General features: G+C 43.0%; 24 protein-coding genes and 1 pseudogene. 16 read left to right on the top strand and 9 right to left on the bottom strand.

Annotated features, from left to right (window positions below):
- Positions 1–16: 16 nt before the first annotated feature.
- Positions 17–952, top strand: coding sequence for a ferrochelatase (gene hemH / locus QNI08_RS11845; RefSeq protein WP_285767636.1), 936 nt, complete (start codon positions 17–19; stop codon positions 950–952).
- A gap of 150 nt (positions 953–1,102) precedes the next feature.
- Positions 1,103–1,678 (top strand): TetR/AcrR family transcriptional regulator, encoded by a 576-nt coding sequence (locus QNI08_RS11840; protein WP_285767635.1) that lies wholly within the window; start codon positions 1,103–1,105, stop codon positions 1,676–1,678.
- A 129-nt stretch (positions 1,679–1,807) separates the two neighbouring features.
- Here QNI08_RS11840 and yhfH read toward each other — a convergent pair whose 3' ends face one another.
- On the bottom strand, positions 1,808–1,936 hold the full coding sequence (gene yhfH / locus QNI08_RS11835) for a protein YhfH (RefSeq protein WP_285767634.1): 129 nt from the start codon (positions 1,934–1,936) through the stop codon (positions 1,808–1,810).
- Between the two features lie 169 nt (positions 1,937–2,105).
- Between yhfH and QNI08_RS11830 the strand changes: the two genes are divergently transcribed.
- The 7 genes from QNI08_RS11830 to QNI08_RS11800 all read left to right on the top strand — a co-directional run bounded on the left by QNI08_RS11830 (position 2,106) and on the right by QNI08_RS11800 (position 9,602).
- A complete protein-coding gene (locus tag QNI08_RS11830) occupies positions 2,106–2,840 on the top strand; it encodes an MBL fold metallo-hydrolase (protein WP_285767633.1) in 735 nt (244 codons plus the stop codon).
- Positions 2,841–2,885: 45 nt separating this feature from the next.
- Positions 2,886–3,875 (top strand): lipoate--protein ligase, encoded by a 990-nt coding sequence (gene lplA, locus QNI08_RS11825; RefSeq protein WP_285767632.1) that lies wholly within the window; start codon positions 2,886–2,888, stop codon positions 3,873–3,875.
- A 180-nt stretch (positions 3,876–4,055) separates the two neighbouring features.
- Positions 4,056–5,600, top strand: a complete 1,545-nt coding sequence (locus QNI08_RS11820) for a fatty acid--CoA ligase family protein (RefSeq protein ID WP_285767631.1) — start codon at positions 4,056–4,058, stop codon at positions 5,598–5,600.
- A gap of 175 nt (positions 5,601–5,775) precedes the next feature.
- Positions 5,776–6,303, top strand: a complete 528-nt coding sequence (locus tag QNI08_RS11815) for an HD domain-containing protein (protein WP_285767630.1) — start codon at positions 5,776–5,778, stop codon at positions 6,301–6,303.
- 195 nt (positions 6,304–6,498) lie between these two features.
- Positions 6,499–7,164 carry a LuxR C-terminal-related transcriptional regulator gene (locus QNI08_RS11810; protein ID WP_285767629.1) on the top strand — a complete coding sequence of 222 codons (666 nt, stop codon included), beginning with the start codon at positions 6,499–6,501 and terminating at the stop codon, positions 7,162–7,164.
- A 212-nt stretch (positions 7,165–7,376) separates the two neighbouring features.
- Positions 7,377–8,642, top strand: coding sequence for a M48 family metallopeptidase (locus tag QNI08_RS11805; protein ID WP_285767628.1), 1,266 nt, complete (start codon positions 7,377–7,379; stop codon positions 8,640–8,642).
- 150 nt (positions 8,643–8,792) lie between these two features.
- Positions 8,793–9,602 carry a YitT family protein gene (locus QNI08_RS11800; RefSeq protein WP_285767627.1) on the top strand — a complete coding sequence of 270 codons (810 nt, stop codon included), beginning with the start codon at positions 8,793–8,795 and terminating at the stop codon, positions 9,600–9,602.
- 232 nt (positions 9,603–9,834) lie between these two features.
- On the opposite strand, the gene QNI08_RS11795 is transcribed toward QNI08_RS11800, so the two are convergent.
- Positions 9,835–10,071, bottom strand: coding sequence for an IDEAL domain-containing protein (locus QNI08_RS11795; RefSeq protein WP_285767626.1), 237 nt, complete (start codon positions 10,069–10,071; stop codon positions 9,835–9,837).
- A gap of 300 nt (positions 10,072–10,371) precedes the next feature.
- On the opposite strand from QNI08_RS11795, the gene QNI08_RS11790 reads away from it, so the two are divergent.
- Entirely contained in the window at positions 10,372–10,932 is a 561-nt protein-coding gene (locus QNI08_RS11790) for a competence protein ComK (RefSeq protein ID WP_285767625.1), read from the top strand.
- 273 nt (positions 10,933–11,205) lie between these two features.
- Here the strand turns inward: QNI08_RS11790 and QNI08_RS11785 are convergent, their stop codons facing one another.
- Positions 11,206–11,577: a YhjD family protein gene (locus QNI08_RS11785; RefSeq protein WP_285767818.1), complete on the bottom strand. Its 372-nt coding sequence runs from the start codon at positions 11,575–11,577 to the stop codon at positions 11,206–11,208.
- Between the two features lie 292 nt (positions 11,578–11,869).
- Here QNI08_RS11785 and QNI08_RS11780 point away from each other — a divergent pair, with 292 nt between their 5' ends.
- The 4 genes from QNI08_RS11780 (at position 11,870) to addA (ending at position 20,494) form a co-directional block, all read left to right on the top strand.
- Positions 11,870–12,484, top strand: coding sequence for a TVP38/TMEM64 family protein (locus QNI08_RS11780; RefSeq protein WP_285767624.1), 615 nt, complete (start codon positions 11,870–11,872; stop codon positions 12,482–12,484).
- 32 nt (positions 12,485–12,516) lie between these two features.
- A complete protein-coding gene (gene lepB, locus QNI08_RS11775; RefSeq protein ID WP_061143073.1) occupies positions 12,517–13,080 on the top strand; it encodes a signal peptidase I in 564 nt (187 codons plus the stop codon).
- Positions 13,081–13,275: 195 nt separating this feature from the next.
- Positions 13,276–16,773: a helicase-exonuclease AddAB subunit AddB gene (addB, locus tag QNI08_RS11770; RefSeq protein WP_285767623.1), complete on the top strand. Its 3,498-nt coding sequence runs from the start codon at positions 13,276–13,278 to the stop codon at positions 16,771–16,773.
- Positions 16,766–20,494 (top strand): helicase-exonuclease AddAB subunit AddA, encoded by a 3,729-nt coding sequence (gene addA, locus QNI08_RS11765; RefSeq protein WP_285767622.1) that lies wholly within the window; start codon positions 16,766–16,768, stop codon positions 20,492–20,494. The genes addB and addA overlap by 8 nt, the downstream gene beginning before the upstream one ends.
- Before the next feature lie 450 nt (positions 20,495–20,944).
- Here the strand turns inward: addA and QNI08_RS11760 are convergent, their stop codons facing one another.
- The 6 genes from QNI08_RS11760 to QNI08_RS11735 form a co-directional block, all read right to left on the bottom strand.
- Positions 20,945–21,163: a spore germination protein gene (locus QNI08_RS11760; RefSeq protein ID WP_061143070.1), complete on the bottom strand. Its 219-nt coding sequence runs from the start codon at positions 21,161–21,163 to the stop codon at positions 20,945–20,947.
- Positions 21,164–21,186: 23 nt separating this feature from the next.
- Positions 21,187–21,591, bottom strand: a complete 405-nt coding sequence (locus QNI08_RS11755) for a spore germination protein GerPE (RefSeq protein ID WP_285767621.1) — start codon at positions 21,589–21,591, stop codon at positions 21,187–21,189.
- A 5-nt stretch (positions 21,592–21,596) separates the two neighbouring features.
- A complete protein-coding gene (locus tag QNI08_RS11750) occupies positions 21,597–21,776 on the bottom strand; it encodes a spore gernimation protein GerPD (RefSeq protein ID WP_285767620.1) in 180 nt (59 codons plus the stop codon).
- The gene (gene gerPC, locus QNI08_RS11745; RefSeq protein ID WP_285767619.1) at positions 21,766–22,377 is read right to left on the bottom strand and encodes a spore germination protein GerPC; all 612 of its coding nucleotides are present in this window, start codon (positions 22,375–22,377) and stop codon (positions 21,766–21,768) included. Before gerPC ends, QNI08_RS11750 begins: the two co-directional genes overlap by 11 nt.
- A gap of 76 nt (positions 22,378–22,453) precedes the next feature.
- Positions 22,454–22,666, bottom strand: a complete 213-nt coding sequence (locus QNI08_RS11740) for a spore germination protein GerPB (protein ID WP_285767618.1) — start codon at positions 22,664–22,666, stop codon at positions 22,454–22,456.
- 23 nt (positions 22,667–22,689) lie between these two features.
- Positions 22,690–22,911: a spore germination protein gene (locus tag QNI08_RS11735; protein WP_285767617.1), complete on the bottom strand. Its 222-nt coding sequence runs from the start codon at positions 22,909–22,911 to the stop codon at positions 22,690–22,692.
- A gap of 306 nt (positions 22,912–23,217) precedes the next feature.
- Between QNI08_RS11735 and QNI08_RS11730 the strand changes: the two genes are divergently transcribed.
- Both QNI08_RS11730 and QNI08_RS11725 read left to right on the top strand, forming a co-directional pair.
- Positions 23,218–24,810 (top strand): long-chain-fatty-acid--CoA ligase, encoded by a 1,593-nt coding sequence (locus QNI08_RS11730; RefSeq protein WP_285767616.1) that lies wholly within the window; start codon positions 23,218–23,220, stop codon positions 24,808–24,810.
- Positions 24,811–25,065: 255 nt separating this feature from the next.
- A pseudogene (locus tag QNI08_RS11725) lies at positions 25,066–26,327 on the top strand (MFS transporter).
- The last annotated feature ends 13 nt before the right edge of the window (positions 26,328–26,340 follow it).

Genomic DNA, 26,340 nt, shown 5'->3' with positions numbered 1-26,340 from the left:
AACGAGGTGTAATTTCATGTCAAGAAAAAAAATGGGCCTTCTGGTCATGGCTTATGGCACTCCTTATACAGAAGAAGATATTGAAAGGTATTATACACACATTCGCCATGGAAGAAGGCCGAGTGACGAATTGATTGCAGATCTGAAAGGGCGTTACGAAGCGATAGGCGGATTGTCCCCGCTTGCAAAAATAACGGCTGGACAAGCTGAAGCCCTTGAAAAGCAATTGAATACAATTCAAGAAGAAATAGAATTCAAAGCATATTTAGGATTGAAACATATTGAACCTTTTGTGGAAGATGCAGTGAAACAGATGCATGATGACGGCATCAGGGAAGCTGTCAGTATTGTATTGGCTCCGCATTTTTCAACCTTCAGTGTCAAGTCCTATAACGGACGTGCACAGGACGAGGCCGCTAAATTCGGTGATATGACGATAACCTCCGTCGAGAGCTGGTATGATGAGCCGAAATTCATTCAATATTGGGTGGATCAAGTGAAAGCCGTGATCGGGAGGATGACCTCGGAAGAACGGGATAATTATGCTTTGATCGTGTCGGCACATAGCCTTCCCGAAAAGATATTGCAGCTGGGAGACCCATACCCAGATCAATTGAAGGAAACGGCTGAAATGATTGCCAAGGGTGCGGGAGTTGCCAATTATGCCGTTGGCTGGCAAAGCGCGGGCCAAACACCTGAACCATGGCTAGGACCAGATGTCCAGGATTTAACGAGGGACCTTCATCAAGCAAAAGGCTATCAGGCATTCATATATATTCCGGTTGGATTTGTAGCCGAGCATCTTGAAGTCCTTTATGATAATGATTATGAATGCAAGGTAGTGACGGACGATATTGGTGCGGTATACTACCGTCCCGATATGCCTAATGTAAAGCCGCAATTCATTGATGCGTTGGCAACCATCGTCTTGAACCGACTGCAGGAAAATTGATGATCGCTTGAATTGAATACTGGGTTTGGAAAAGGTGGCTGCCCGATCTGGGACGGCCACCTTTTCTGCAGATAATGTTTGAAAAAACTGAATATTTTTGGTAATATATAAATGACTATTTTGTCCGTTTGGTCAGAATTGAGGTGGAAGATGTCTGTTGATCGTAAAAAATTAATTTTGGAAGCTGCGACCAAGTCTTTTTCACTTTTTGGCTACAAGGCGACGACGATGGATCAAGTCGCTAAAATTGCCAATGTGGGTAAAGGGACCATTTATACTTTTTATAAGAACAAGGAAGAGTTGTTTAAAGAAATTGTTCAGCGATTGATCGAGGAAATGAAATATGAGGCTGAACAATCTTTGGACGAAAATCTTTCTTTCTTTGAAAACCTGCACCGGGCCGTTTATCGGATTCTCGAGTTCAGGCAGGAACATCAATTATCGCTGAAGCTTCTTCAGGAAGAGCGGGAGATTGGTACCCCGGCCGTTCAGGAAATGGTCAATGAAATGGAAGAGGCGATCGTCGCCTACATTAAGGAAAAACTAAAAATAGCAATCGACAAGGAATATATTCAGCCTTGTGATCCAGAGATAACAGCGTTCCTGATGCTGAAAATGTACCTTGCCCTTATCTTTGATTGGGAGAGGAACCATGATCCATTAGGGAAAGAAGAAATTGCAGAATTATTCAAGATATATTTGTTCAAAGGATTATCCGTTTTGTGATAATTCTATTTTTTTTGACCGATCCATATCACAAAAAAGGAAGAGATACCGTGAATTCAAGGTATCTCTTCCTTTTTTGTGGGGATGGGTTTCAATTGCGAGAATATGCGATTGTGTCACACATGGTGCCTACTCTCCAGAAAGGCAATGGTCACAGTGGTTTCCATAGCATTCGTGCTGCTCATCAATTTTTTTGCCGCATTCGGCACATTGTTTAGGAGGAAGATTTTTGAAGAACTCGACACTGCTTTGAATCATGAACATCATCTCCTGTATTTTTTTGGCTTCTTTTAGTATCCTTATTGTATTATAACAGGTTATGTGTGTCAATGATGTTTTATAACATAAGTAAAAAAGGTGAAATAAGGGCTGGAATAGTTTATATTAATGGGGAAGTCAATGAGAGATAAAAAAGGGGTGCCTATGGATGAAAATCACCGTAATTGGCTGCTGGGGAGGATATCCAGCTAAAAATGAGGCAAGCTCTGGCTATTTGCTTGAATATGAAGATTTTCGCATTTTGCTTGATTGTGGCAGCGGTGTACTATCACAGCTCCAAAATCATATGAAGCCTGAAGACCTCGGTGCGGTCGTATTATCCCACTATCATCCGGATCACATAGCGGATGTCGGTGTTCTGCAGCATGCTGCACTCATTCAGCAGATATTGGGCAGCGAAAAAAGGACCATTCCCATTTATGGCCATGATTTGGATGAAGCCGAATTTGGAAAGTTAACTTATAAAGACGTGACAAAGGGAATCGCGTATTCTGCCGATAAACCCTTGACCATTGGTCCGTGTACATTCACATTCATGAAAACGAAGCATCCAGTCCCTTGTTTTGCTATGAGAATAGAAGCTGAAAATCATTCGATTGTTTATACAGGTGATAGTTCTTATATGGATGAGCTGGCCGATTTTGCTAAAGATGCAAATGTTTTAGTGTGTGAAAGCAATTTTTACAGTGATATGGATGGTTCACAGGCGGGGCATATGACTGCTAGGGAAGCGGGCATGCTAGCGGATAGGGCAGACGTACAGCTTTTGCTATTAACCCACCTCCCCCATTACGGAGATCTCAATCAGCTGAAGAAAGAGGCTGCAGAGGTATTCAAAAGGGAAATAGCTGTGGCGAAAACCAATCTCGAATTCCAACTATGATGGGAAAATTAGTGATGCGAATGAAGCATTCAAGGAGGAACAATCGTGCTTTTTATTGATAATAAGGGAATTACGGATCCGAGAATCAATCTTGCCATTGAAGAATACGCGCTTAAACATTTGGATATTGATGAAACCTATCTTCTATTCTACATTAACCGCCCTTCAATCATCATCGGGAGAAACCAAAATACAATTGAAGAAATCAATGCCGATTATGTAGATGGAAACGGCATTACGGTAGTTCGAAGGCTTTCCGGCGGCGGGGCGGTTTATCATGATCTGGGAAACCTCAACTTCAGCTTCATCACGAAGGATGATGGCGACAGTTTCCATAATTTCAAGAAATTCACCCAGCCTGTTGTGGAAACGCTCGAGAAACTGGGAATTCAAGCTGAACTAAGCGGCCGTAATGACATCCTGGCTGAAGGAAAGAAAATTTCAGGTAACGCAATGTTTTCGACTAAGGGCAGGATGTTCAGTCATGGAACATTGTTGTTCCAATCTGAAATGGACCATATTGTATCCGCTTTAAAAGTGAAAAAAGATAAAATTGAGTCAAAAGGTATTAAATCGATAAGAAGCCGAGTCGCCAATATTGCTGAATTCCTGAAAGAACCGATGTCTATTGAGGAATTCCGTTCATTCCTGCTAGAAAACATATTCAAGGATAGCGGTAAGGTCACCGAGTATGTTTTAACGGAGGAAGATTGGGCGCAGATCCATAAAATTTCTGAAGAGCGGTACCAAAGCTGGGAATGGAACTATGGAAAATCACCAAAATTTAATTTGCAGAATTCGCACAGATTTCCAGTGGGGTCAGTTGATATCCGTTTGGAAGTGAACAAGGGGATCATTGAAAATTGTAAAATCTACGGTGATTTCTTTGGGGTAGGAGAGGTTGCGGATATAGAGAGAAAACTTACGGGGATTCGCTATGAAAAAGACACCATTAGCAAGGCCTTGGATGAGGTGGATGTTCAGCATTATTTTGGCAATGTAACGAAAGAGGAAATATTGGCATTAATCTACTAAGCCAGAAAAAGCCGTCCTGACTTGATGGGACGGCTTTTGTGTCTAAAAATGACAGTAATTGCTTTAATATGGATAAAATTGTTGCTGTTATACACTTCTTTTAATATAATAAAAAGGTGTTTAGTTTCATATAAAAATGAATGATTATTCATTCATAAGGTTTACTGGGGAGGGAGAACGATGAATTTATCCGAAAAGCTGCAGCACACGGCTTTAAGACAGGCTGAAAAGCCAGCTTATTATTTTATGGACCAATCCACATCATATGGGGAATTGGATCAAGCCGTTACAAAGTTCGCTGATGAACTACATAAGCTTGGTGTTTCGAAAGGTGATAATGTAGCACTGGTTTTAGGGAATTCACCACATTTCATTATTTCGCTGTATGGAGCCATCCGTGCAGGAGCAACCGTAATACCCGTAAATCCAATTTACACACCTGATGAGATTGGATACATCCTGAATAACGGAGATGTAAAGGTTGTCGTGGCATTGGATAAGCTGTTGCCCTTATTTGAGAAAATGAACCCCATTCTTTCAAATGTAGCTTATTATGTTATTTGTGAAACAGAGCCCGATAACGGGAATAGTGCTGAATTAAGCATTTATGAAAAAATGAAATCGTTTACAAAAATGATTAAAATGGGGAATGCCAGTTTTCAAGGTCCAGAATTGGATCCCGATGATACGGCCATCATCCTTTATACTTCCGGTACAACAGGTAAACCAAAGGGGGCGATGCTCACGCACACCAATATATTCTCCAATGCACAGGATGTTGGCGAATATTTGAAAATCACGGAAAATGATCGTGTCATTACCACTTTGCCCATGTTCCATGTTTTCAGTCTGACCGTCGTCGTGAACGCACCGTTGCTGCAAGGAGGTACGCTTTTAATTGTTCCGCAATTCAGCCCGAAGGAAATATTCAGGCAAATCAAAAAATATGATGCGACCGTTTTTGCTGGCGTGCCGACCATGTACAATTTCCTGCTCCAATATCCGGGTGGACAAAAAGACGATTTAAGTTCATTGCGTATCTGCATATCAGGCGGATCCGCCATGCCAATATCATTGCTTGAATCATTCGAGCAAAAATTCAATGTTACGGTTTCGGAGGGGTATGGCCTCTCAGAAGCATCTCCTGTTACATGCTTCAATCCTCTTGATCGCCCAAGGAAGGCGGGATCTATCGGGACATCCATCCTAAGGGTGGAAAACAAGGTCGTCAATGAGCTTGGTGAAGAGGTTCCTGTGAATGGTGTGGGAGAATTGATCGTCAGGGGTCCTAATGTCATGAAGGGGTATTATAAGATGCCTGAAGAGTCGGCAGCCGTGTTAAAAGATGGCTGGTTATATACCGGAGATTTGGCGCGGATGGATGATGAAGGGTACTTTTTCATCGTAGATCGCAAAAAGGAGCTAATCATCGTCGGTGGTTATAACGTATATCCGCGGGAAGTCGAAGAAATCCTTTATGCCCACCCTGAAGTGGTTGAGGCAGCAGCGATAGGAGTGCCCGATCCAAATCAGGGAGAGGTGGTTCAATGCTTCGTGGTCAAGAAAAACGAAGCATTGACCGAGGAAGATCTCCTGGACTATTGCTTGGAGCACTTGGCTAAATATAAGGTTCCGGCGAAAATTGACTTTTTGGATGAACTTCCAAAAAATGCAACAGGAAAAATTTTAAGACGTTCGTTAAAAACTCAAGTAATCCAAAACTAAATGATAAATCGAGGAAGACCATTGCCAGATATCGGCGATGGCCTTTTTTTTGTACAAACAAAGAATCATGCGCTGCATAAAATGTATATGAGGTAAGCTGTAAGACTTGATTGTTTATTCTAAAAGAGTTATGATTGATTTTAAAAATTTCCACATAATTGTAAGGAGGGGTTACATGAGAGATGTAAAGTTGTTGGATGTTTTCACACATCCCATTGCTCAAAAATACTTGAACCGCTCTGGCCTTGCCCATGCGATTGCGGTGGCATACCATTCGTTTCACCTAGCCATTGAATATAACATCGATCCGGATATAGCGGCCAAAGCCGGTCTCTTGCATGATATGGGTCACTTCACTTGGTATCGCAATGGAAAATGGGACTATGACCTGTACAAGCAAAATGATATTCATCCGATCAAAGGAGCGGAAAGAGCTCATAAATTGTTAATCCGCCTAGGCGAAAATCCAATTAAGGCAAAGACCATTTCCCTCGCCATTTTATTTCACACCGATTCATTTTTACCTTCAAATGATATTATCCGGACCCCGCTGCAGCAGGTCGTTAAATGGGCTGACGAAAAAGATGAAGAAGAAGGCGGTAAGCACCATTATCGTAAAATTGATTTCATCCGGGCAAAGGAAAGTATCATGAACCTTGATGAACTCATTGATGAAGAACAAAGAAAAAGGCTATCATCCTGAAGGAAAAAGGGTTGATAGCATTTTTTACATTCAGGACCTTTCATTTTTTAAGGTGTTCTTGCAGTTTAAATTTTGATTTTACATATATTTCACTTATATTGGTATCAAGTGAATAAAAAGCGGAATATAGTTCAAATGAATTATGTGGAGGAATGAAGAAAATTATTATCAATAAAGAGAAGAACAGGTGAAGATATGAAGCCGATTAAGCTATTGATAGTCAGTAAACAAGGGGGGCTTAAGGAAATCATTGATAAGGAACAGGATATTTCCATCATTGGTGCCACAGAAAGTGAAAGGGAATTGCGCAGCCTGGATGTTTTTTCAGCGGCCGCCATGGCCGATGTCATTCTTTTTGATGTACGCTCATCATGGAAACATGGACAGGAAATGATGCTGCTGCTGAAGGAAAAACATCCTTCCATTCCAATAGTCATACGTACAGCTTATCCAGAGGATCACTATCTTATAGATGCGATAGCACATGGAGCAGCAGGTTGTGTGTTACAGAACGGCGGAATTGAACAAGTCGTGGCGGCAATCCGTCAATGCGCTAATGGGCAAATTGTCTATCCTGCCTCCGTTAAATCCTTTTTGATGAGAAAACTACAGCAGAGTGGGATGGGGCAGGAGAATGGGGCCTTTGAAAAGGCAATAAAAAATTTAGGATCCTTTTCCAAGCGTGAGTATGAACTGCTTTTTCTCCTCACTGAAGGGCAAACGAATCAGCAGATTTCCGAAAATCTATATTTATCCATAGGTACAGTCAAAAATTATATCAGCCAGCTTTACAAAAAAATGAATGTAAGCAATCGCCCCGAGCTTTTGGCACTTTTGTATAAGTTCCAAAATAGAACTTGAGCCTCCTCAATAAGCAAGGGAGGGACGATCCTTGCCTAGCTGACAATCGTTGCTTGCAATCAAAAGTATTGTCCTTGAAGGATATACTTTCTGCACAGAGGTACAGCAGTAAAAAGACCCTGTTGATTTGAAGGATATTAGATGGAAATGCGGTTCTAACCTGTCCATTTTGGATTAAACTATTATGAGGGAGATTCGAAGGAGGGGGCATCATGGTTAGAAAATGGGCTGGGAGAGCTTTTTTAGTCTATATCCTTTATGTGGCAGTGATGTATTGGTATATTTTTCATGGGGCTGATACCGCCATTCCCGAGGCATTGCGAGGCACTGCGGCAGACCCCGCTACATTCTTGAATGCAAGGGAAATGAAGCTTAGCGAAGAGTATTCGGGATTGCGGAATTTCATATTTTTCGTTTCCACACCATTTGAATGGCTGCTGTACTTTTTCATTTTATTATTTGGCATATCCAGGGTCTTTGAAAATTCGGCATTGGCCGTTTCCAGGCGAAAAGTGATTCAAACCGGCATTTACTTATTCTGGCTTTCCATCATATCTTATTTGGTCCTGTTTCCAATAAGCTTCATTGGCTACCGGCTTAGTAAGAACTACCATATCAGTACACAAAGCTTCACATCATGGATGAAGGATGGAATCATCGACTTCTGGGTGAATTTCGGGATGATGTTCATCATTGTATCCGTTCTATACTGGTTGATGAGGAAAAGTGTAAAAAAGTGGTGGCTTTATGCTTGGATGCTGTCGATTCCCTTTACGCTGTTCTTGATGTTCGTTCAGCCGGTATTGATCGATCCGCTGTATAATGAATTTTATCCACTCAAAAACAAAGAGCTGGAAACGGAAATATTGTCACTTGCCACGCAGGCAGAAATTCCTGCTGAACACGTATATGAAGTTAATATGGCAGAAAAAACGAATTCGTTGAACGCTTATGTGACAGGCATAGGCTCCAATTCAAGGATCGTCCTCTGGGATACCACATTGAACAAGCTGAAGGAAGATGAAATCCTTTTTATCATGGCACATGAAATGGCACATTATGTCGAAAAACATATCTATTTTGGCATTGCAGGCTATTTAGGTATGACCTTGATCGGGCTGTGGCTGACATCGAAAATCATGAATTATATCATTAAGCGCTGGGGCCATCTGTTAAAGGTGGATTCGGTAGCCAGCATCTCCTCATTGCCATTATTCCTTTTGATCACGGCCATGCTGCTATTCGCCTCCAGTCCGCTTTCTAATGTTGTGTCCAGATACGAAGAAACAAGGGCTGACCGATATGCAATCGAAATGACCGGGGATAAAGAATCGGCGATCACCACATTTCAGGAACTTACAAGGGCTGGGTTAAGTCAAGTGAACCCTCCACTTCTGGTGAAATGGCTGCGGTATTCACATCCAACCATGCTCGAACGAATCTCGACGATTGAAAAGGCAGATACAAAGGGTGATTGAAAGCCGGCTGATGAACAGCTGGTTTTTTTCTTATCCGTTAGTTGGGAGTAAGGTTTGTCGGGGATTTATCAGAAAAAACTTTTATTTTATAAATGCCGATGATCTCCACTATAATTAATTAAATTCTCAGCTCGTTTAAGGAGATCAGTTATGTATAATGTACTTTTCATCACCATAGGCTCGGTGCTGGTTGCAGTTGCCTATAACTTATTTTTGATACCTCATTTAATTTTAAGCAGCGGACTCAGCGGAATAGCGATCATGCTGGGAATCATTACTCCGGTGAATACTGGAATCTTGAATTTTCTGTTGAACCTGCCCTTGTTGATCCTTGGCTACTTAAAATTGGGAAGGCGGTTCATTACCTATACGATATTGTCAGTTGTTGTAATTTCCATCAGTTTATACCTGATTCCAATCCATGGCATATCCACTGAACCGATTTTGTCTTCTTTATTCGGCGGGATCATTTCCGGATTCGGCATCGGGATTATCTTTCGTGCTTCAGGCTCTTCCGGCGGGTTTGATATCATTGCCATGCTTTTGGCTAAGAAGAGCGACTTCCCGCTTGGTTCATTACTATCTGGGATGAATGCAGTCGTGGTGGTCATTTCAGGCTTCATTTTTGGCTGGGATGCTGCACTTTATACATTGATTTCCATCTATGCAGCAGGAAAAGTGATCGATACGATTCACTCCAACCACATTAAGTTAACCTTGATGATCGTTACGAAAAAGAGTGACGAGTTGAAAACGAAGCTGCTCACCAACTTATATCGAGGGATTACAGTTATGGATGGAGAAGGTGCATACTCCGGGGAAAAAAGTAAAGTGATGATGACTGTCATCACCCGTTACCAATTAACCGACGTCAAAGCGATGATAAAAGAAGTGGATCCGCATGCCTTCGTCAATATAACCGAAACAGCCGAAGTCATGGGAATGTTTCATAAGGAGTGAGAGTAGGTGAAACCCCAATACTAATCCGAAGCATTGGGAATGGAACCTCCTTCTCAGCTTAGTTATATCATGGTGGGTGCTGCAATCTTATAACTTTAGGTGAAAATCAATGGGGAATTTTCAAAAGGGGTCCGGTGTTTTATGATTTTCAATCCCTTTTGCCTACAAACTGAAGCCTCCCTTAATATGGGAGGCTTTTTGTTTGATTCATTTTTAATTTCTATCGAGGCACTTAATTTCCAAACTGTTTTAGTAAAACGTTCATTTCAGAACTAAGTTTCAGGAATAAAGGCTTGTTTTTCATATCCAAGGCATCATCAATTTGCTTCGCAAGGATATTTCTTTTGGTAGTAAGGACGGCTTCCAGAATAATCATATCAATCAACATTTCCTGAACCACGGCATCGTTTTTCATTTCGTTCATTGATAAGGACTTCACTGACTCTGAATAAGATTTTTCATTTTTCAAAGTTACCACCCCTGACCCTTTTTATTAGTATATGGATTTGCGGAGATAAAATCAACTGAAAATTTAAAAAATTCTAATATTAATAATAAATGTGTCGTATAGATGGCGGACAAGTGGTTATTTTATATAATTCTAAATTTTTTGTGAACTTTACATCTTTGATAATTTATTGTGCTATCATAATGAGTAAATTTACTTATATGGACTAATTCTTTTCACCAAATGTCGGTGAAAGGGGGACAAATGCCTATAGTAAAATATTGAATTCTAATGCAATGAGGAAGAGGTGGGTTAAAATTGATGCAACAAAATCAGGGAATTATTGAGGAATATGAAATATCGCCACATACACTTATGGTTGCACCGCTCAACTACGGCAGTAAAATTTATACCCGTATCATTGAAATGGAGGACGAGTTCATATCCCCCTACAAGCCTTTGGAAATCATCAAGAAAAGCTGCGAATTCTTTGGTTCCAGCTATGAAGGACGTCGACAAGGGACCAAGCAGCTTATAAACATCACACATAAAGCACCTATCGCGATTGATCCGACCAGTTCGATATTCTTCTTTCCGACTACATCTCCGCTGCGTCCTCCATGCATCTGGTTATCACATGAGCATGTGGTGGCCTATGATCGCCTGGATTCCAAACATACAACCGTCACATTCCGGAACAAACAAACGATCGACATAGAGGTATCATTCAGCTCGTTCGAAAATCAACTGCACCGTACCTCCTTTTTAAAAACGAAACTGCTTCAGAGGATTGAGGAAACCAAGAGAAAGTCTTTCTATTTATTCACCGATGCCAATGGAACCAAGGCTTCAGAGGTAATGTCAAAGTATATTCCGCGTTAGAGAAGGGAAATTAATGTAAGGAAAGGTTATATGCGTATGTTGGAAGATTCGACCGAGTTTGGCTAATCCAGTTTTGTACTGTTCAAGGCTCTTTTCAAGGCTCATCGTTAAACCGGCGAATCGAGGTGTGTGGATTAAATGAACCTCATCAAAATGAACTCCCTTATCAATAAAGATAAGGGAGTTGTTTATGGTAATGCATCCTGAACATTCAAGGACTTTTGTTATTCTTCGCACTAACATCTCTGCAGAAAGGATATGGCTATAACCCGGCTATTTCCTTGAACCATGGCTTCTTTCGAAAAAGTAATAACATAAAAGGTCTTCGGTTTTGTTGCGAAGGCGTGGATTGAAATAATTATGATGTTCCTCGTATCCTTTGTATAGAAAACAATACATGGTGAAGGATTCATCGCGTTTGATTTCACTCACCTTGATATTTTCCTTGCGAAGATAGCGTCGAACCTCGGCAAAATCGTCCTGAACGATTTTGAGGATATGCTCGACCAGTTGGGAATAAGGCCTTTTTAATTTAAATGGACTGATTTCGATGACTTTGAGATCCCGGTTTAAGATTGTAATCACCATCGGGAGGTAGATGGCTTTTTCAATCATGTCCCGGTCAACTTCTGGAATGCGGGTCATCATGACCGCCCCTTTCTGACAAAGCGCTTTTTACTATGGATATGTACCTTTTGTAATAATAAGAACGTTTGTTCTTATTCAATTATCCTACTGTACCTTCAATCGATTTGCAAGTTGTTTTGAAAAATGATGAAATGTTCATTAACAAGATTATGTTTTCCTGAGATAGGGAAAGTATGAAGATATATGGATAATAATTCTTGCAATTTCAGAGGAAAGTGATATATCTAAAATAAACAGCTTTTTAATAAGTTTATGCTGCTTTGACAGCAGCATGTCGAGGGAGATAATTATGGACTTGGAGACAATACGTGAGTGGTTTACACTTGATCATATATCACAGCTTATTCAGCAATATCGCTCATTCGGTCCAATTCCCGGAATTTTACTGCCGATGCTGGAAGCGTTTTTGCCTTTTTTACCATTAGTGGTGTTCGTATTGGCTAATGCAACCGCTTTTGGTCTTTGGTGGGGATTTTTATTTTCCTGGATTGGGGCGGTTGCAGGGTCATTTTTGATCTTTTTAGTCATCAGAAGATATGGTCAAATGAGGTTTTTTCGATTTTTACAAAAACATAAGCAGGTTAAGCGGTTGATGGTTTGGGTGGAAAGCCATGGATTCGGACCTTTGTTCATCCTGCTCTGCTTCCCTTTTACACCCTCGGCCATCGTGAATATCGTGGCTGGACTGTCAAAGGTGAGTCCGTTGCAATATGGGCTTGCGGTCGTAGGCGGGAAAGCGGTAATGATTTTCACGATTAGCTTCGTAGGTTATGATTTAGTATCATTGATACATAAGCCGATACGCACGATCATTATCGGGGTCGTCATATTCATCCTGTGGTATGTCGGAAAAAGACTCGAAGCCCGATTAAATAAAAGCATGAAGAGGGAAGATGGACAATAAGTTAGAATATAAATGTAGTAGGGGTTGACGAGATGGGAAAAACAAACAAGAATTCTTTATCCGATTGGATAAAAGCAGCCATGATAGCTTTTGTTATTTACATCTTGATCCGTACATTTTTCTTTTCAAGCTATGATGTTGAAGGCAAGTCGATGCAGCCGACCCTTGAAGATGGCAACAAACTTGTCGTGAATAAAATCAATTATCAAATTCATGATATTCACCGGTTTGACATTATCGTTTTTCATGCGAATTCACAAGAAGATTATGTTAAGCGAGTGATTGGAATTGCAGGTGACCGCATCCGTTATAAGGATGATTGGCTTTATGTAAATGGCAGGAAGGTGGATGAGCCCTATCTCGAGAAGTGGAAGGAAGGATTCCCAGATCAAGATTTTACGGGGGATTTCACATTGAAGGAATTGACGGATGAGACCACCGTTCCGAAAGGAAAACTGTTTGTCATGGGTGACAACCGTTTGGAGAGTGCGGACAGCCGCCACTTTGGCTTCATACCAGTGGAAAATGTCGTCGGTAAGGTGGATGTTCGGTATTGGCCCCTCAAAGAATTCAATTATAGATTTACAGGTGAATAATTTTGCGAAGGCCCGATAAAGCAGAGGGCTTTTTCTTTTGGAGATACGCGAACGTATGATTGGTATTCGGGGTCCGGAAACGGTAAAATGATAGAAAGTGAATCTTGATTGGAAACAGAACCCAGCCAAAACGATGAAGGGTTTTCTGGTATGATAGATTTAGACAAAATGTTGTTATATAAGGGGGAAAAAGAGATGTCACTCCGTTTTTTACTGGGAAGATCGGGTGCAGGGAAAACCTCGAACATATTGGACGAAATCCGCTCCAAGCTGGCAGAAGATCCCGAAGGCAATCCAATCATCTACCTCGTTCCTGATCAGATGACGTTTCTATCTGAATATAAATTAATTAAAACGCCAGGCCTTGCCGGAATGATTCGGACACAGGTTTTCAGTTTTAGCAGGCTGGCTTGGCGGGTTCTTCAGGAAACCGGGGGAATGAGCCGCCTCCATTTGGACAGCGTTGGCGTCAATATGCTGATCCGGAAAATCATGGATGATAAAAAAGAGGAATTCAAGCTGTTTCGCCGTTCGGCGGATAAGCAGGGATTCATCGGCCAGATGGAGCAAATGCTGGCTGAATTCAAGCAGTATTGCATCGAGCCGCGGGACATTCAAAACTTCTTGACTGAACCACTAAAGGAGGCAAGCGGCATCCAGGATAAACTGCATGACCTTGAATTGATCTATCAGGCGTTTGAGGATGAAATGACCGGCAAATATCTCGACTCCGAAGACTATTTCACTTTACTGATCGAGAAAATGGCCGAGTCTTCATATATAAGGAATGCGGAAATCTACATCGATGGCTTTTATAGCTTGACGCCACAGGAATTATTGATTGTCGAAGAAATGATGAAGCTGTGCAAAAATGTGACGGTTTCATTGACGTTGGATCAGCCCTATAAGCAATATGCCCCGGATGACCTGCAATTGTTCAGGCAAACGGGAAACCTGTATCATCACCTTTATCAAGCGGGATTGAGGAATAACATCCCAATTTCAGCCGATCGGGTTTTAACGGGAACGGAAAGGTTCCGTAATAGTCCAGGACTGGATCATCTCGAAACGTATTTTGCCATTCGTCCTATACGGGCGTTTGATCGCTCACCTGATGTAACGATAGCACAGGCCGTTAACCGCAGGGCAGAAATTGAAGGCGTTGCCCGGGATATCTTGACGCTCGTCCGGAAAAAGGAACATCGTTTCCGTGATATCGCAATTTTAGTTCGGAATGGGGAAATGTACTCGGATATTTTACAAACTGTTTTTCGCGATTATCAGATTCCGTTATTCGTCGATTCGAAACGGACGATGCTGAATCATCCTTTAATCGAATTGATTCGATCCACTTTGGAGGTAATCAATGGTCACTGGCGATATGAGCCGGTGTTTCGGGCCATCAAGACGGAGCTTCTCTTTCCGCTGCAAAATAATCATGACAGGATGCGCGAGCAGGTGGATAAGCTGGAGAACTATGTGCTGTCCCGTGGAATTAAAGGGAGCAGATGGACTGCAAAGGATCGTTGGTCATACAGGCGCTTCCGGGGACTGGAGCTGGAGGACCGGAACCAGACGGACAAGGAAATGCTGCTCGAGCAAGAGCTGAATGAAATGAAGCAACTATTTACCGAACCCATCCTTAAGCTTTCAAAACGTGTCAAGAAGGCTGATAATGGAAGGGAATTATGCGAAGCCCTTTATTTATATCTTGAAGAATTGCATGTGCCGGAAAAATTGGAAAAACTGAAACAGGACGCCGAAGGAGCCGGGGATTTGGTTTCGGCTAGAGAGCATGAACAAACATGGAATGCGATTGTCGATCTATTGGACCAATTCGTTGAGCTTTTAAGCGGGGAGCAGCTTTCCATGAAGCAATTTGCGGCAATCATCGAAGCCGGACTGGAATCGCTTGAATTCTCTTTGGTTCCTCCTGCCATTGACCAAGTCCTAGTCGCCAATCTCGATTTATCCCGTCTGGACGATGTGAAGACGGCTTTTGTCATCGGCCTGAATGAAGGGGTCCTGCCGGGCAAGGCTGTTTCTGACGGAGTTTTTTCCGATAGTGATCGCGAGGTGCTCGTGTCAGGTGGACTTGATGTCGCCCCAAGCTCCAAGGTGCGCCTCCTTGATGAGGAGTTCACCGCGTATAAAGCATTCACGACGCCTGCAGAGTCCCTCCATTTATCATATCCGCTTGCCGATGAGGAAGGAAAAGCACTGTTGCCATCTTCCTACTTAAAGAGGGTGAGGGATGTGCTGCCTAACGTCTCCGATGTGCATTACATGAATGATCCATCCGACCTGCCTGCTGCGGAACAACTTAAATATGCCGCGAATCACGAGGTGGCCCTATCGTATCTGGCTGCCCAATTACAGCTTAAAAAAAGGAACTATCCAATCCATTCATTATGGTGGGATGTTTATAACGTCATTATAGAGGATGAAGTGGTTGGCCCTTTTGCAACCAAGGTGTTATCGAGCCTATTTTACCAGAACAAAACGAAGAAATTATCCGAAGAAACGAGTAAGCAATTATATGGGGAAAGCATACTTACAAGTGTGTCGCGAATGGAAATGTTCAATAGCTGCCCGTTTTCCCACTATGCAGCCCATGGCTTGAAATTAAGGGAAAGGCAAATTTTCCGTTTGGATGCACCGGATATCGGAGAGATGTTCCACGGAGCATTGAAAATGATTTCGGATTATTTAAGGGAGCATGATATTCCTTGGTCCGCATTAACGAATGAACAATGCTTGGAACTTGCCAGGCTTGCCGTGGAGAAACTCGCGCCTAAACTGCAAAACCAAATTCTATTAAGTACGAACCGTCATCACTATTTACGCAGGAAATTGGAGAATGTCATCGGACGTGCCTCGATGGTATTGAGCGAGCATGCTAAGGTGAGCGGTTTTGCTCCGGTTGGTTTGGAGCTTGGGTTTGGGAAAAATGGGGAGCTGCCGCCGCTGACTTTCACATTGAAAAATGGTACGAAGATGGAATTGATCGGCAGGATCGACCGCGTCGATAAAGCGGAAGAAGGGGAAGGGGTCTATTTGCGTGTGCTCGATTATAAGTCGAGTGAAAAGGAATTGAACATGAGTGAAGTATATTATGGACTTGCCCTGCAAATGCTGACGTATCTCGATATTGTCGTTACACATTCGAATTCGCTGATCGGCAAGGAAGCGATCCCTGCCGGCGTTTTATATTTTCATGTGCATAACCCCGTCGTCAAATCAAAAGGTATGCTCAGCTTGGATAAAATTGAGGAAGAGATATATAAAAGCTTTAAAATGAATGGCCTTATTTTGAATCATTCCAATGTCATCCAGATGATGGACCAATCGCTCGATATCGAAAGTTCGGGTAAGTCGGATATCATTCCGGCAGGATTCAAAAAGGATGGATCGCTTCTCGCCGCTTCCAAAGTTGCCAGCAGGGAAGAGTTTTCACTGCTGAATCGCCATGTTCGCCGCGTTTATCAGGAGGCTGGTGATCGAATGGTTGATGGTGACGTGAATATAACGCCATATAAATTAAAGGAAAAAACGCCCTGTACCTTCTGTTCCTTCAAATCTGTATGTCAATTCGACCAGTCCCTGGAGGAAAATCAGTTTAGGAATTTAGCGCAAAAGAAACAAAATGATGTACTTGATCTATTGAGAGGGGAGGGTGAGAGTAATGAGTAAAACGAAAATACCTGCTCTGCCAGAAGATGTGACCTGGACTGAAGATCAATGGAAGGCGATATGGGCCAAGGATCAGGACATTTTGGTTGCGGCCGCTGCCGGTTCCGGGAAAACGGCGGTGCTTGTCAATCGGATCATTCAAAAGGTGATATCGGAAGAAGAGCCGATCGATGTTGATGAACTGCTCGTCGTGACATTCACCAATGCTTCGGCCGCCGAAATGCGGCACAGGGTAGGGGAAGCATTGGAAAAAGCGATCCAGGATAATCCGCAGTCACAGCATCTGCGTAAGCAGCTGAGCTTGATCAATCGGGCCTCGATATCGACACTGCATTCTTTTTGTTTAGAGGTGATCCGGAAGTATTATTACATGACGGATATCGACCCAGCTTTCAGGATTGCGGATTCCACAGAGGTCCAGCTGCTTCGCGATGAAGTAATGGAAGAGCTTTTCGAGGAGCAGTACGGACAAAATGATAATGAAACGTTCTTTCAATTGGTTGATGCATTTACGAGCGATCGAAACGATGATGCACTTCAGGATATCGTAGGGGCCCTCCATGATTTTTCGCAATCGAACCCTGATCCCGATCAATGGCTCGATGGGGCCGCCAGCATGTATGAGCTGGCTGAGGATGAGGGGATCGACGACCTTTCGTTCATCACTTCATTGAAATTCGATATTGGTTTACAATTGGACACCGCAAGGGATTTATTGGAGCGCTCGCTCACGCTGACAAAGGTACCAGGGGGACCGGCGCCAAGGGCTGAAAACTATTTGGCTGACCTGGCCTTGGTGGCCAGGCTGTCTGAAGCGAAGGAGGAATCCTGGGATGAGCTCTATGAAGAAATCCAAAACGTGAAATTTGGAACGGCAAAACGCTGCACTGGTGCTGATTTCGTCAAGGAAATAACGGATGAGGCCACGAAATATCGTGATAAGGCGAAAAAAATCATCAAAGCGTTACAGGAGGAGCTGTTTTCCCGTAAGCCGGAAAGCTATCTGCGCGATATAAGGGAGCTCAAGGGATATGTGGACACACTCATCATGCTGGTGAAACGATTCGAGGCTCGATTCTTCGCGGCCAAAGCAGAAAAGAACTTGGTCGATTTTGCTGATTTGGAGCATTATTGCCTGCAAATCCTTACTGGTGAAACCGTGGCGGGTGAGCGTAAACCTTCGGCGGCGGCCATCGAATACAGAAACCAGTTCAAAGAGGTGCTTGTCGATGAGTATCAAGATACGAACCTTGTTCAGGAATCGATTCTAAAACTGGTAACGGCCGATGGTGAATATGACGGAAACCTTTTCATGGTGGGTGATGTCAAACAGTCCATTTACCGGTTCAGGCTTGCCGAACCGAATCTTTTCCTTGGAAAGTACAATCGGTTCACCCGTGATGGAATTGATTCTGGCCTGAAAATTGATTTGAACCGCAATTTCCGGAGCCGTAAAGAGGTTCTTGATGGAACGAATTTCTTGTTTCAGCAGTTGATGGGCATCACAGTCGGGGAGATTGATTATGATGAGGATGCTCAATTGAAAAAAGGTGCGCCTTATCCCGAAGACGCTCCCAACCCCATTGAACTTCATTTGATTGATGGAGCAGCTGAACCGAATGCTCATGCGGAACCGGCGGAAGAGGATGGATTTGAGGCAGAAGAGCTTGAAAAAGCTCAGCTCGAAGCAAGGCAGATGGCAAGGCTCATTAAAAAGGCTATTAGCGAAAAACATCCGATATATGATACGAAAACCAAACAGTACCGATCGGCCACTTATCGTGATATGGTCATCCTGCTGCGTTCGATGCCATGGGCACCGCAAATCATGGAAGAATTGAAGAAGCAGGGGATTCCAGTCTATGCCAACTTATCGACAGGGTATTTTGAAGCGACAGAAGTTGCGATTATGATTTCCTTATTGAAGGTGATCGATAATCCGCAACAGGATATTCCCTTGGCATCCGTTCTTCGTTCCCCCATTGTCGGATTGGATGAAGAACAACTGTCACAGATACGTTTATTCCATACCGGGAGCTATTACGAGGCCTTAGCCGATTTTTACAGGAAGAGTGATCGGGAGGAGTATCCGGTGCTTTATGAAAAGGCCTCGGCTTTTTATAAAAAACTGATCAGTTGGAGGAAGCTTGCCAGGCAGGAAGCTTTGTCAGATTTAATTTGGCTATTGTACCGCGACACCCAGTTCTACGATTTTGCAGGGGGGATGCCTGGCGGCAAACAGCGTCAGGCCAATTTAAGGGCTTTGTATGACAGGGCGCGGCAATATGAGGCAAGCTCATTCCGCGGATTGTTCCGTTTCCTGCGTTTCATCGAAAGGATGCAGGAGCGCGGAGATGATTTAGGGGCGGCTCGGGCGTTAGGGGAACAGGAAGATGTAGTCCGCCTGATGACGATTCACTCCTCAAAGGGCTTGGAATTCCCGATCGTGTTTATTGCCGGACTGTCCAAACCATTCAATTTGATGGATATCCGCAAATCTTATCTGCTCGATAAGGATTATGGATTCGCAGCCAAGTATGTTAATCCAGAATTACGGATCACTTATCCATCCTTGCCCCAGATGGCATTTAAGAAGAAGAAGCAGCTTGAATCGATTGCCGAGGAGATGCGGGTCCTCTACGTGGCACTTACAAGGGCTAAGGAAAAGCTTTATTTGATAGCAAGCATCAGTGATGCCGAGAAAACGCAGCAAGACTGGGCAAGCAATGCGGCGCATGGGGAATGGCTATTGAAGGACTATGTGCGGGCAGGTGCAAAAAGCTATCTTGACTGGATCGGCCCAGCCTTAGTCCGCCATCGCGATTCGCTTGTTGAAGGTCAAGGATTCGAAATGGAGTCGCATCCATCAAACTGGTCGATTACGATCGTTCCAAGTGAGGAGCTTGCCGTTCTTGATCAGGAAGAGGCGCTTGCACAGGAGCAATTACTTGAGCATGTCCAGAAATCGGAAAAGGTCGGGATCGTTTCCGAGTTTTATGAAGATATCAAGGCGCAGCTTGGATGGAAGTACCCGGAATCTGAAGCGTCCGTGCACCGCTCGAAGCAATCTGTTTCTGAGCTGAAGCGTCAATACGAATTGAGGGACGAGGCGGGTTCCACGGAATTATTGCGCAAATTTAAGCGTCCGATCACGAAGCGTCCTACTTTCATGCAGGAAAAGTCGCTTACACCTGCGGAAAGGGGGACGATTACCCATTTAGTGATGCAGCATATCGATTTATCAAAGGAGATTACCGTTCAGGCGGTCGAAAACTTGATGGATGACTTGATTGAACGTGAATTGTTGACAGAGGAGCAGAAAGAAGCGGTGGAGCCTGAGACGATTGTCGTTTTCTTTGAGAGTGAAATCGGGCAAAGAATGCAAAGGTCGCTGAATATTCGCCGGGAAGTGCCATTCACGATGTCGTTGCCGGCAAAGGAAGCATACGCTGAATGGACTTCTGGCGAAGAGGAAATCCTCATTCAAGGTGTAATTGATTGCATTTTTGAGGATGAACAGGGCCTTGTCCTCCTGGATTATAAAACGGATACGATATCAGGCCGGTTTGCCAGCGGGTTTGAAGGGGCCAAAGAAATCCTTGCCGATCGATACCGGATGCAGCTCCAGCTTTATACGAGGGCTGTCGAAGGGATATTGAATAAGAAGGTTACCAACCGTTACCTGTTTTTCTTTGATGGGTCGCATTTAATGGAAGTATAGTTTAGGAGAAGCGGGAAGGAACAATCGGGAAAGCCGACAAACATGAAAGCCTTTCTGGAATAAAGTGATCCTATAAAAATAGGGAACTCAAAGAAGATGCTGTCTGGATTTTGCAGGCGGCATTTTTTTTTTAAGCCTCAAATGTCCTCGAAAGCGTTCAATAGACTATCTAATATTTTCTTCAGGCCTCGTGTAGCAGGATACCAATCTTTTTTCTGGCATGTCATGATTGTCCTCAATCAAACACGGAGCGGAACAGTGGTTTCCTTTATCAGAAATAAACATAAGCGTCTTTCATGAAGGATGACCGCTATCTAATGATGCAGATCGATAAGAAAATATCGGAAGCTGAGGGCATTTGTCTTGTTACTAACAAAATGTACCCTACAGGGTAGACTTTAGATGAATATGTCTACACTATAGGGGATTGGAAGCTGTAGGCTTCTTTCTTTAATTATTCCCTGCAATGGGCTGGTCGATTCCGTTGATATCAAGTACATTGCTTCCATTCAATCCATTGGCGGTAAAGACGATGGCACCAGTGTTAGCTGAACCTGATCCTGTGACCGATTTGGAGGATGATTTTGGGGAGATGACCGCAGCATCACCGAATAATAGATTTCCTTCGCCTACATTGAATATTTGAATTGGGCCGACTATGGCTGGCATATGAACCCCTCCTTATTAAAAAATCAATCATTGCTTGAATTCTCAATTTGTGTTTCTTCTACCTTCTTAGGAACTTGCCGTATGTGCTTCACCCTGGATTCCATACGGATATGGCCGACATTGCCGACACCAACCACGGATGAGGATGATATCCCGATGATATTGATGTTGCCGACACGTATGAAGGGATTTGAATTTGAAAATCTGGTGTTGACGGGTTCATATAATCTCGGGATATAAATGGGTCTCTTGAAAATGTCATAATCTTTGAATTGAATGTCCACTGAACCGAACGTTTCACTTTTCTTTTGAACCGCTAAAGCAAGGGCATTTCCGTCAATATAGGAGGTATCCCCGATTTGCATGGTGGAACAAAATGAAACCGTATCGGATAATATGGATTTCACTTTTGATATTCGAGAGAACATGTTGGTTATCCTTCCGGGGAAACCGGTACGAATGGTCCGATGATTAGGGATTCAGGCGGAGTATCGAATGCGGAAGATAGTTGGACCGTTTGGACATCCCCGATAAGAAATAAAGCTGAACTGGCTACACCCGTGATTTGTATATCACCGACACAAAGCTGATGATTGGTTACGTTAAACTCCATTTACATTTCCTCCTGTTTCGGCTTGTGAATGTGTGATGAATTGAAACAATGCCGCTTGAATATCGGATTTTACCTTTTCCCTGATCTTTTCCTTGACGTTATCACGTTGCTGCGGTGCACGTTCGGGGTGAGACAGATTATCGTAATACATATTGATCCGCTGATGGAGCTGACGTTCGACGTCTTGTTTAATGAAATCATGATAGGAAGGCTCCAATGATATCTTCAACTGGCTTTCCGTATCATGAATCAAATCTTCCAAGTCTGAAAGGATATCGTTATGGATTTCCTGGACGACGAGCTCCCGGCCAGGAAATAAATTTGGAGCAGGCTGAACCGGTTGGTTATTAACGGCGAATTCATCGATGTTGTTTAAATCATTGGGATTTAAACCGATGTTCAACGTGCCGTCCAACGATTCGACTTTTAACTGATCGAATTTATATTCGATTCTATCAACATGGATAGGCGGTCTATTTTTAAGCTCGGCAAGTTCATCCGTCAGGCGTTTGAGCTCGTGTTCAAGTTTCATGATCCGTTTATCCTGGGCTTCTAGAAAACGCTGCATTTGTATGGAGTACGAATAAAGATCCTGATTCACGATTCAACACCTCACCTTCACCAAGATATATTTTCATATATGACAGTATATGAAAAAGTTTGTGGTAGGTGAATGCCTATGAACTAGGAGGTGTGAATGGGACGAAGCTGGTCAATGGTGTTATATCAGCTTCAATTGCCGGAGCAGGCTCAGTGAAACCGCCAGTATTGGCTAATGTGGAATAAGGTTTGATCACCCCTGCACTTCCAATTTGAAAAACGGAGGAATTGGCGATGCTTTCAATTTTTATCATATTGATTTGGATGGTTTGGTGAATATTGAAAATCATGATGGCTCCTTTCTATACAACCATTAGAGATTTAAGACCATTGGCTGGTCGACACCATCTGTATCATTTGTGTTTGTGGTGCTATAGGCATTATAAAGTGAAATGGATTCACCTGTATTGAACGAACCAGCACCTGCAAATGTTTTTGAAGCGGAGTATGGATTTATTTTAAAGACGTCTCCAATGTGGACGACCCCACTGCTCCCGACGTTAATGACTTGAACGACTCCTACAATGGCCGGCAAGAAAATCACCCTTTTTTCATTCGGTTTTCCCCTAAATCCCAGGCTACGGGCCCATCATGAAGGGAGTTTCCATGTATTGTATGTTCGCTAATGATTGATGTGATTCATTTGCCTACCAATATACTGTCGTAAAACAATGTTTCTTATGGGAGAAAGATTGATAACAAAAAATAGTGATATAATACTAATTTAATTGAAAACAGTTTACATATATGGTAATATAATACCAGATTTGCTGAAGGGTGTTGACATATATGGAAAAATAATCCTTGTTTTTGGGTATCATATAAAATTAGAGGTGATGAAGTGAAAGTACCATTAGTATTATCGCATTTCTTAGACAGAGCAGCCTTACTATATGGGGATAAGAAAGCCATCATAGGAGATGACAAGGTTTTAACATATTTAGAGCTGAACGGCCGTGTAAATCAGCTTGCAAATGGTTTAAGAGAGCTTGGAGTCCATAAGGGCGATAAGGTGGCATATTTGGCACCTAACTCAGTTGAAATGCTTGAAGGTTTTTATGGGGTATGTCAACTTGGGGCCATAATCGTTCCCTTGAATATCCGCTTGAAGCCCGCCGATTATGTATTCATCTTGAACCATAGCGAATCAAAGATCCTTTTTGTAGATCAGGAATTGTATCATTTAATAGCCCCTGTCAAGAATCAACTTGAATCGGTGGAGCACATTATCGTTCATTATAAAGATGGAGAGATTAATGAAACCGATTATAACCATTGGCTGGAACGTTATGATAATAAGTATATTAACCGGGAGTCAATTGATGAAGAGGATGTTGCGAGCCTCCTTTATACTAGCGGGACTACAGGCAATCCCAAAGGGGTGATGCTGACCCACCGCAACAATTATTTACATGCTCTGGGTGCTATGCATCATTTCAGGGTCAATGACCGCGATACATATTTGCATGTACTGCCCATGTTCCACGTGAATGGGTGGGGTGCTCCATTTTATTACACGGCAAATGGTTCTACTCAAATTTGTTTGAGGAAAACCAGCCCAGAAATGATATTTGATGCACTACAAAAGCACAAGGTTTCCATCATGCATATGGCACCGACGGTCCTGAATTCACTGTTTCAATATTATGAACGGAATGTTCCGGATATCGAGCAGGATATCCGAATCGTTGTCGCGGGTTCCGCTCCTCCTCCTGCATTCGTTACAAGGGTGGAAAAAGAGTTGGGCTGGGAATTCATTCAAATTTACGGAATGACTGAATCAACCCCGATTAGTCTGATATCACAGATTCGTTCCGAATTCGATGATCTCTCCGATAAAGAAAAATACAGGATGAAGGCAAAAGCCGGATATCCCATCATAGGCAGTGAGATAAAGGTTATCCACGAAAATGGTGAGGAAGTTGCTCGTGATGGCTTGGATATGGGAGAGCTCATCGTCCGCAGTCATGGAGTGATGTTAGGCTATTGGAAAAATGAAGAAGCGACCAGCCAGACACTGATAAATGGATGGCTGCATACAGGGGACATGGCCACAATCGATGAAAATGGAAATGTTGATATCGTTGACCGCAAAAAGGATATAATCATCAGTGGCGGAGAGAACATCTCTTCGATAGAAGTGGAAGGAGTACTCTACGAACATCCGGATATTCTTGAAGCGGCAGTCATTGCCGTTCCGCATGAAAAGTGGGGTGAGACGCCGCATGCCTTCGTTGTGCCAAAAAGGGGCGTGAAATTGACGGAGGATGACATAAGAACCTTCACACGGGAAAAACTAGCTCATTTCAAATCAGTTTCTAGTGTGTCGTTCGTTGATGAGCTTCCAAAAACAGGCTCGGGGAAAATACAAAAAATCCATCTCCGCAATGATTACTGGGAAGCTAACGGAAAATCCGGCAGATTCGTTAATTGAACCACCGCTAACGCTGTTCAGAACTGAACAGCGTTTTTTTTATGTCCATTTCATTCGAGTTTCATATTAAGCTGTGAAGGGGCACTCATGCCATTGTTAAAAATGGATGGGTCATCCAGAGCAAAGGAAGTTGTTTCGAAAAAAAGCTTCCCGATTAACGATAAAGTGTTACGATTATAAAATATTTCGAATTATTATGATTTTTCATCTTTTCGTCATGTTAATTCTAAGAGTTTTGGATTGAGGGGGAGGACATTGAAACGACTTCATTATAGCTGGGTCATCTTAATCATTACGTTTTTTTCAATTATTGTAGCAGGGATCATCAGATCCTCATCCGGCGTATTCATCGTACCATTTGAAAATGAATATGGGTGGGACCGTTCCATCATTTCCTTGTCATTTGCGATAAGTCTATTTCTTTATGGATTATCGGGACCCTTCATGGCAGCCTTGATTGAAGTGCTTGGATTAAAGAAAATGATGGTACTTGGCATGTCGACTTTATTGGCAGGTATATGCCTCACATTTTTCATGGAGCATGAGTGGCAGCTAATGCTTATCTGGGGGATGATCATAGGACTGGGTTCTGGCGTGTTTTTGACGGTATTGAGCCCATATGTGGCGAACCGTTGGTTCGAAAAGCGGCGGGGTCTCGCAGTTGGGGTTTTAACAGCCAGCACGGCTACAGGTCAGCTCATTTTGCTGCCGGTTTTAGCCATCATCATTGAGAACCACTCTTTTAAATGGGCGCTTGGATTAATTGTTTTCCTGAGCATAATCATGCTGCTATCATCCTATTTTTCATGAAAAATACGCCGAAGGAAGTTGGCGTCCTTCCGTATGGGGCAAAAGAAGAAATCAAGGAGGAAGCTGCGGTTCACAAGAAGAATCCTATTGGCATGGCTTTTCGATCATTAAATGAAGCGGTGCGGGTCAAGGAATTCTGGTTATTGGCAGGTAGCTTTTTTATATGCGGACTGTCAACTAGCGGGTTGATCGGCACACATTTCATTTCTTACTGCATCAGTTTTGGTTTGCCGGTCGTTACGGCAGCATCATTGCTATCTTTCATGGGCATCTTCGATCTGATTGGGACGACTTTGTCGGGGTGGTTATCGGACCGTTTTGATAACCGCTGGCTGCTGTTTTGGTATTACGGGTTAAGGGGAGCTTCCCTCGTATTGCTTCCTTTTGCACTCAAAGAGGGGACGATCACCCTGTTGATCATCTTCTCCGTATTTTATGGCTTGGATTGGATTGCGACAGTTCCCCCGACCATCAGCATTTCAAGGCAAGTATTTGGGGTGGAGAAAAGCGGGATTGTCTACGGGTGGATATTCGCTTCCCACCAGGCCGGTGCTGCAGTGGCGGCATACGGCGGAGGGCTGATTTTCAAGGTTTTCAACTCCTATACCTGGGCATTTTTCCTTGCGGGGATCTTCTGTTTATTAGGAAGCTTGTTCGTCATAATGATAAAGAGGCAAGCGGTATCCACTGTGGAAATGGTGCAGTGAGGCTATAGAAGAA

The sequence above is a fragment of the Peribacillus folii genome, assembly GCF_030271255.1.
Classification (GTDB): Bacteria; Bacillota; Bacilli; order Bacillales; family DSM-1321; genus Peribacillus.
The sequence above is the reverse complement of the archived record's forward strand: the minus strand, read 5'-3'. Positions and strand labels throughout refer to the sequence as shown.

Coding starts and splice junctions, on each gene's coding strand:
- QNI08_RS11800 (WP_285767627.1), top strand. CDS start 8,793: ATGTATAATGTACTTTTCATCACCATAGGCTCGGTGCTGGTTGCAGTT.
- addA (WP_285767622.1), top strand. CDS start 16,766: ATGAGTAAAACGAAAATACCTGCTCTGCCAGAAGATGTGACCTGGACT.
- QNI08_RS11820 (WP_285767631.1), top strand. CDS start 4,056: ATGAATTTATCCGAAAAGCTGCAGCACACGGCTTTAAGACAGGCTGAA.
- QNI08_RS11810 (WP_285767629.1), top strand. CDS start 6,499: ATGAAGCCGATTAAGCTATTGATAGTCAGTAAACAAGGGGGGCTTAAG.
- QNI08_RS11840 (WP_285767635.1), top strand. CDS start 1,103: ATGTCTGTTGATCGTAAAAAATTAATTTTGGAAGCTGCGACCAAGTCT.
- lepB (WP_061143073.1), top strand. CDS start 12,517: ATGGGAAAAACAAACAAGAATTCTTTATCCGATTGGATAAAAGCAGCC.
- hemH (WP_285767636.1), top strand. CDS start 17: ATGTCAAGAAAAAAAATGGGCCTTCTGGTCATGGCTTATGGCACTCCT.
- QNI08_RS11805 (WP_285767628.1), top strand. CDS start 7,377: ATGGTTAGAAAATGGGCTGGGAGAGCTTTTTTAGTCTATATCCTTTAT.
- QNI08_RS11740 (WP_285767618.1), bottom strand. CDS start 22,666: ATGATTTTCAATATTCACCAAACCATCCAAATCAATATGATAAAAATT.
- QNI08_RS11830 (WP_285767633.1), top strand. CDS start 2,106: ATGAAAATCACCGTAATTGGCTGCTGGGGAGGATATCCAGCTAAAAAT.
- yhfH (WP_285767634.1), bottom strand. CDS start 1,936: ATGATTCAAAGCAGTGTCGAGTTCTTCAAAAATCTTCCTCCTAAACAA.
- QNI08_RS11750 (WP_285767620.1), bottom strand. CDS start 21,776: ATGGAGTTTAACGTAACCAATCATCAGCTTTGTGTCGGTGATATACAA.
- addB (WP_285767623.1), top strand. CDS start 13,276: ATGTCACTCCGTTTTTTACTGGGAAGATCGGGTGCAGGGAAAACCTCG.
- QNI08_RS11780 (WP_285767624.1), top strand. CDS start 11,870: ATGGACTTGGAGACAATACGTGAGTGGTTTACACTTGATCATATATCA.
- QNI08_RS11790 (WP_285767625.1), top strand. CDS start 10,372: ATGCAACAAAATCAGGGAATTATTGAGGAATATGAAATATCGCCACAT.
- QNI08_RS11785 (WP_285767818.1), bottom strand. CDS start 11,577: ATGACCCGCATTCCAGAAGTTGACCGGGACATGATTGAAAAAGCCATC.
- QNI08_RS11815 (WP_285767630.1), top strand. CDS start 5,776: ATGAGAGATGTAAAGTTGTTGGATGTTTTCACACATCCCATTGCTCAA.
- QNI08_RS11760 (WP_061143070.1), bottom strand. CDS start 21,163: ATGCCAGCCATAGTCGGCCCAATTCAAATATTCAATGTAGGCGAAGGA.
- QNI08_RS11755 (WP_285767621.1), bottom strand. CDS start 21,591: ATGTTCTCTCGAATATCAAAAGTGAAATCCATATTATCCGATACGGTT.